Origin of the sequence: Microbacterium sp. B19, from assembly GCF_000333395.1 — a bacterium.
Lineage (GTDB): Bacteria > Actinomycetota > Actinomycetes > Actinomycetales > Microbacteriaceae > Microbacterium.
On record NZ_BADA01000315.1, the window covers coordinates 1 to 5,607 of the forward strand.

The 5,607-nt window shown below is 71.0% G+C and carries 6 protein-coding genes; 2 read left to right on the plus strand and 4 right to left on the minus strand.

Features of this window, described 5'->3' with window-relative positions:
- Positions 1-995, minus strand: a 995-nt coding sequence (locus tag I5G_RS22000; RefSeq protein WP_036327709.1) for a DUF1989 domain-containing protein, incomplete at its 3' end; no start/stop codon positions are given.
- Positions 996-1,131: 136 nt separating this feature from the next.
- Here I5G_RS22000 and I5G_RS11085 point away from each other — a divergent pair.
- Positions 1,132-1,833 carry a GntR family transcriptional regulator gene (locus I5G_RS11085; RefSeq protein WP_083896622.1) on the plus strand — a complete coding sequence of 234 codons (702 nt, stop codon included), beginning with the start codon at positions 1,132-1,134 and terminating at the stop codon, positions 1,831-1,833.
- 7 nt (positions 1,834-1,840) lie between these two features.
- Here the strand turns inward: I5G_RS11085 and I5G_RS11090 are convergent, their stop codons facing one another.
- Together I5G_RS11090 and I5G_RS11095 are read right to left on the minus strand one after the other, a co-directional pair.
- Positions 1,841-2,257 carry a hypothetical protein gene (locus tag I5G_RS11090; protein WP_148286477.1) on the minus strand — a complete coding sequence of 139 codons (417 nt, stop codon included), beginning with the start codon at positions 2,255-2,257 and terminating at the stop codon, positions 1,841-1,843.
- A gap of 89 nt (positions 2,258-2,346) precedes the next feature.
- A complete protein-coding gene (locus tag I5G_RS11095; RefSeq protein WP_022879112.1) occupies positions 2,347-3,030 on the minus strand; it encodes a hypothetical protein in 684 nt (227 codons plus the stop codon).
- A gap of 169 nt (positions 3,031-3,199) precedes the next feature.
- On the opposite strand from I5G_RS11095, the gene I5G_RS11100 reads away from it, so the two are divergent.
- A complete protein-coding gene (locus I5G_RS11100; RefSeq protein ID WP_022879113.1) occupies positions 3,200-5,491 on the plus strand; it encodes a molybdopterin-dependent oxidoreductase in 2,292 nt (763 codons plus the stop codon).
- A 3-nt stretch (positions 5,492-5,494) separates the two neighbouring features.
- On the opposite strand, the gene I5G_RS27060 is transcribed toward I5G_RS11100, so the two are convergent.
- A partial coding sequence (locus I5G_RS27060; protein WP_368844295.1) for a DUF6766 family protein occupies positions 5,495-5,607 on the minus strand: 113 nt, incomplete at its 5' end.

The following is a 5,607-nucleotide window of genomic DNA, read 5'->3' on the forward strand; positions in this document are numbered from 1 at the left end:
GAGGAGAGCGAGTTCTTCGCCCCGAGGTCCACCTCGAGGCGGTCGACGGTGACGGGCGTGCGCGGAAACCGGGGCTGGTAGGACGGATCGCGCTCCAGGCTCCGTTCGACGCGGATCTCGGGCTGCGCGAAATCTGCCGGGGTGCGCTGGGCGCGGTGGACCTGCAGCGGTGGCACCCGGTCGAGGTCGCACGTGGCCGCGTCGAACACCGTGACGTCGAGCGGCCGCAGCGAGTAGTTGCTCGTGCGGAAGATGTCGTTGCCGCAGACGTTCGGCACAGCGAGCACGTCCATGACCGCCAGTAGCTCCACGTAGGCGGTCGCCGGCGTGTGCTGGTGGACGACCTCGATGGACCCGTCCGCGTTGACGCGCGTCGCCATGAAGAGGTTGAACGAGTCGTGGACGTCGTCCGGCGTCAGGCCGTACTCGCGCTGCGCCTCGGCCTGCATGTCGGCGCAGTTGGTGTGCTCCGCGAACCCGAACATCGACTCGTACATCGCCGCACTGCAGCGCGGGAAGAGCGTGTCGTTGAGACCCGCGGCATCCGTGAGCAGGAACATCATCGCCCGCTCCCGGGGAGGCGCCGACCACAGGAACGACCCCTCTCCCGGATGGATGCCATGCAGGGTGCGCGTGCGTCCGACGTGCATCGCCTCCCGGTAGTCGTGGAGGGAGAAGACGTTCAGGTCGGCGCACTGGTCGCCCTCGACCTGCGCCACGCGGAGGATCTGCCCCGCCCGGACCTCGAATGCTTTGCCCGTCCCCGGCAGGAGCCGATGCTCGGCGCGCACGACCCGCTCGGGTCCGGGCGTGAAGGCGACGTCGTCACGCCACGCGCGCTCGATCCGAGGCGATCCCGGCAGAGGACGGGATGTCACGCCCACCGCGGTCTCGCGAAGGGCGATACTCACGAGGTCCGCGATCGTCGGTGCCTCTCCTTCGAGGACGGACCGGTCGAGCAGCTCGCGCTGTTGCTCCGTGAGGGTGAGGTTCATGGGTGCGCCTTTCTGTATACATATACTGTTGTAGTCCGTATACAGGTCGAAGGGATTTCCGTCGCGAGTCGAATGCGTTTCGTCGATTGGGACGCGAATTCGGCGAGAAGAGCACCAGTCCGTATACAGTTTGGGCATGACCCCGGAGACAGTGGACAGCGCAGGTACGCCCGCGGAGCGCGCCGATCGCGCGTACGCTTCCGTTCGCGCCGCAGTGATCGAAGGCGCCCTCACCCCCGGCACGAAGCTCGGCGAGGAGACCTTGGCGGCCCACTACGGCGTCAGCCGCACGCTCGTGCGCACGGTTCTGGCCCGGCTCGTGAGCGACGGCCTGGTCGACTCGCCGCACGGACGGTCCGCCGAGGTCGCGCACCCCACGATCGAGGAGGCGCGGGACGCCTTCGTCGTCCGCCGGGCGCTCGAGCGCGAGGCGGTGCTCCGCGTCGCCGCCCACTGGGATGACGGCATCCGCGACCGGCTCCTCGCGCACGCCCGTGCGGAACGGGAAGCGTGGACGGCGCGGCAGAGCGCGGCATCCGCTCGGTTGGGGGGCGAATTCCACATCCTGCTGGCCCGCGAGAGCGGCAACGCACTGCTCCAGCGCTACATGTCAGAGGTGGTCTCGCGCACGGCGCTGATCCTGACGATCTACGGGCGCGACATCGACCAGGGCGCGTCGATCGACGAGCACGACGAACTCATCGCGCTGCTCGCCGCCGGCGACGGGGCCGCCGCCGCGGATCATGTCGCCGCCCACCTCGACGGTGTCGAGACCCAGGCGCTCCGCGCCGAGCCGCCCGCCGGAGACCCGCTGCTCTCGGTGCTCGCGCGCTACTGACCCCGACTCAGGGCGCGACGACCGAGATCGTGAAGGTGCTTTTCGTACCGTCCGGCCCGGTCAACGTCGCATTGGTCGTGCCGAGCTTGCGCGCGATGAACCCGGGGCGGAAGGTCGCGCCCTCGTCGGAGCCGCCGGCGGAGAACTCGGCGATCGTGGGGTCGTCGGTGGTTCCCCGCCACTGGTCCTCCGTGCCGTCCGGAACGGTGACCGAGAGCGCCGTCCCGATGACGACGGCGACGTTCTTGCCGTTGAGATCGCCGGGCGACACCATGGTCGGCGGCAGGGCCTGGGGGCTTGCCGACGGGTTCGTGACGCTCGAGGGCGCGACCACGGGCGGCGGCGTCTCGTCCGCGGTCGAACAGCCGGCGGTGACGAGCGCGACCGCGACGAGGGCGACCACGGCGGAAGACCAACGGACCACGGAACACCCTTCGCAACGGCTGACGGACGGATGCTACCGCGGCGGCGTCCCGTGTTCCCTGAACGGCGCGGCCGGGCGACGAGGGCGGATCACTGCCCGATGTTGTACGCCAGGCTGAGCGTGCCGTCGCTCGAGGTGACCTGCGCGGTGATGCTCATCCCCCCGTACGTCACCGTGGGGAGGGACAGGGTCGAGGTCGTCCCCTCGTTCCGGGCGGCGTCACCCACCTGCTCGTGCAGGGCGTCGAGCTGCGCCTGCGACCATCCCCACTGCGCCGCGCGCGAACCGAGCTCCGAGGAGATGCTCGCCCAAGAGCCGCTCGCCGCGGGAATCACCTGCACGCGCGTCAGGATGTCGTCCGACGTGGTGAGCTCGAAGTGGGAGAGCCCACTGAACTTCACCGACGTGCCGTCGCCGCGGACCTCCAGAGAGATCGGCACGAGCGTGTCGATCGGGGTCTGCCCCGAGGTCGGGAGCCCGAGTTCGCTGGCGGAGGTGGACGCGGTCACATCGACCGTCGCGTGGCCCTGGCGGTTCAGGAAGTCGAGACCCGCCCGATCGAACCGGGATTGGCCGTCGGCTAGCTGCTGGTCGGCGGAGGCGACGGGTGTCTCCTCGGTCCACCACGAGTTCGCCATCGCGACGGCACCGAAGCCGAGCACGAGGCAGATCACCGCGACGATGGACAGCGTGACCCACGTGAGCACACGGTCCTTGCGCGCTGCGCGCGCGGCCGGTGACGGGCGACGGAGCGGGGGAACGGTGGAGGTCATAGCTCCTGCCTAGCACCGGCCCCGCGTGAGCGCACCCCCTCCGTCGCCGATTCGGGGGCGGTACGGAGGTTGACCGGGCCTCGTGTCCGGGAGCCGGCATCCGGATGCCGATGTCCTTGCGTTGCGCGCGGAGCAACCCCGATCGTCCGGCGCGCGCGAGGATGGCAGGGTGACGCGAACGCAGGAGAGCAGCGCCCACTGGGGAACCTTCGAGGTCGAGGTGTCGGACGACGGACGGACGGTCCTTGCGACCCGGCCCTACGTGGACGACCCGGATGCCGCGCCGGCGATCGCCGGCGTCGCCGAGGGGCAGCACCACCCGTCGCGGGTCACGCGCCCGGCCGTCCGGCGCCGGTGGCTCGAGAACGGTCCGGGACCCGACCCACGCCGGGGCGACGTCGACGACGAATACGTCGAGGTGGAGTGGGACGAGGCGCTCGATCTCCTCGCCGCGGAACTCGGGCGCGTCCGCTCGACGCACGGCAACCGCGCGATCTTCGGCGGCTCGTACGGCTGGGGAAGCGCCGGACGTCTGCACCACGCGCAGAGCCAGCTGCACCGGTTCCTCAACTCGCTGGGCGGCTACACGCGCTCGATCAACGACTACAGCCGCGGCGCCAGCCTCGTGCTGCTCCCCCACCTGATCGGACCGCTCGGCATGCGCGAACTGCGCAACCGACCGCCGTCCTGGGGACACATCGCCGAGCACACCGACCTGCTGATCGCCTTCGGCGGCCTGCGCCGTTCGAACACCTGGGTAGTGCCGGGGGGCCACGACCGTCACGTCGTGTCCCGGCTCGCGCGGTCCGCCGCGGCCTCCACCCGCATCGTGTCCGTCTCCGCGCAGCGCGACGACACCCTGAGCGAACTGGATGCCGAGTGGCTCGGCATCCGTCCGGGAGCCGACACCGCACTGTTGCTCGCCCTCACTCACACGCTCGTCGCCGAGGGACTCGCGGATGACGCGTTCCTCGCAACGCACACCGTCGGCGCGGACCGCGTGCGGGCGTACCTGCGCGGCGAGCCCGACGGCGTGGAGAAGACCCCGGAGTGGGCCGCGGAGATCGCCGGCGTTCCCGCCGAGAGGATCCGCGACCTCGCGCGACGCGCCGCGTCGGGGCGCACGCTCGTCAACGTCACCTACTCGCTGCAGCGCGCGGAGCACGGCGAGCAGGCGGTGTTCGCGGCGGTGACCTTCGCGGCGTTCCTCGGCCAGATCGGCCTGCCCGGCGGCGGGTTCACGCACGGATACGGCTCGATGGGCGACTACGGCGTCGGGGTCGCCCCGGTGCCCCTCCCCACGTTCTCGCAGGGCACCAATACCGTGACGGACTTCATCCCGTGCGCGCGCATCAGCGACCTGCTGCTGCGTCCGGAGCCGACGATCCCGTACGACGGCGGGACGCTGGACCTCCCCGACATCCGCCTCGTGTACTGGGCCGGGGGCAACCCCTTCCACCACCACCAGGACCTGCGGCGTCTGCGCCGCGCGGTCGCGGCCGTCGACACGCTCGTCGTCAACGAGTTCCACTGGACCCCGACCGCCCGCCACGCCGACATCGTCCTGCCCGCCGCCACGGGCCTGGAGCGCGACGACCTCGCCGCCGGCGCGGGAGACACCCGGCTCCGCGCCATGCCGCGCGCGGTCGAGCCGCTCGGCTACGCGCGGGAGGAGTTCTGGATCTACGACCAGCTCGCGAAGCGACTGGATGCCGACTACGCCGAAGGCCGCGACAGTCACGAATGGCTCGAGAAGATCTACGAGGACTGGCGGCAGCGTCCCGAGATCCCCGACGCCCCGCCGTTCGCCGAGTTCTGGCGCGACGGTGGCACCCCGCTCCCCCAGCACCACTACCGGGACGGGGCGTTCACCGACTTCCGCGCCGACCCCGAGGCGCACCCGCTCGACACCCCCAGCGGGCGGATCGAGCTGTTCTCCGCCACCCTCGACGGGTTCGGACTCGACGACACAGCCGGGCACGCCGTGTGGATCGACACCGCGGAAGTGGCGGGCTCGCCCTACGACCTGCAGCTGCTGTGCACGCAGCCGACGCACCGACTCCACAGCCAGCTCGACATGGCGGCACCGAGCCGATCGACCAAGGTCGCCGGACGCGAGCCCGTCCGGCTGCACCCGTCGGACGCGGCGGTGCGCGGCCTGACCGACGGCGACATCGCGATCGTGCGCAGCGCCCAGGGCAGCCTGCTCGCCGGCGTGGTGACCACCGACACGCTACTGCCAGGCGTCGCGCGGATGCACACGGGAGCCTGGTACGACCCCAGCGCGCCGGGGATCGCCGACTGCATCAACGGCAACGTCAACGTCCTGACGAAGGACATCGGCACGTCGAAGCTCACGCAGGCGTCGAGCGGTGCCCGGGTGGCCGTGTCGATCGAGCGGTACGACGGGGAGGTCCCGCCGGTGCGCGCCTACGACGGACCTCGGCTGGCATCCCGGTAGACGTCATTCCGTCTCGGCCGCGCTCGTGTGGTGCGGCGTGCCGACCGGTTTGGATTCACTCGACCCGCGCTGGCGCAGATAGATCGAGAAAGCGATCATCGCTCCCACCGCGAGGA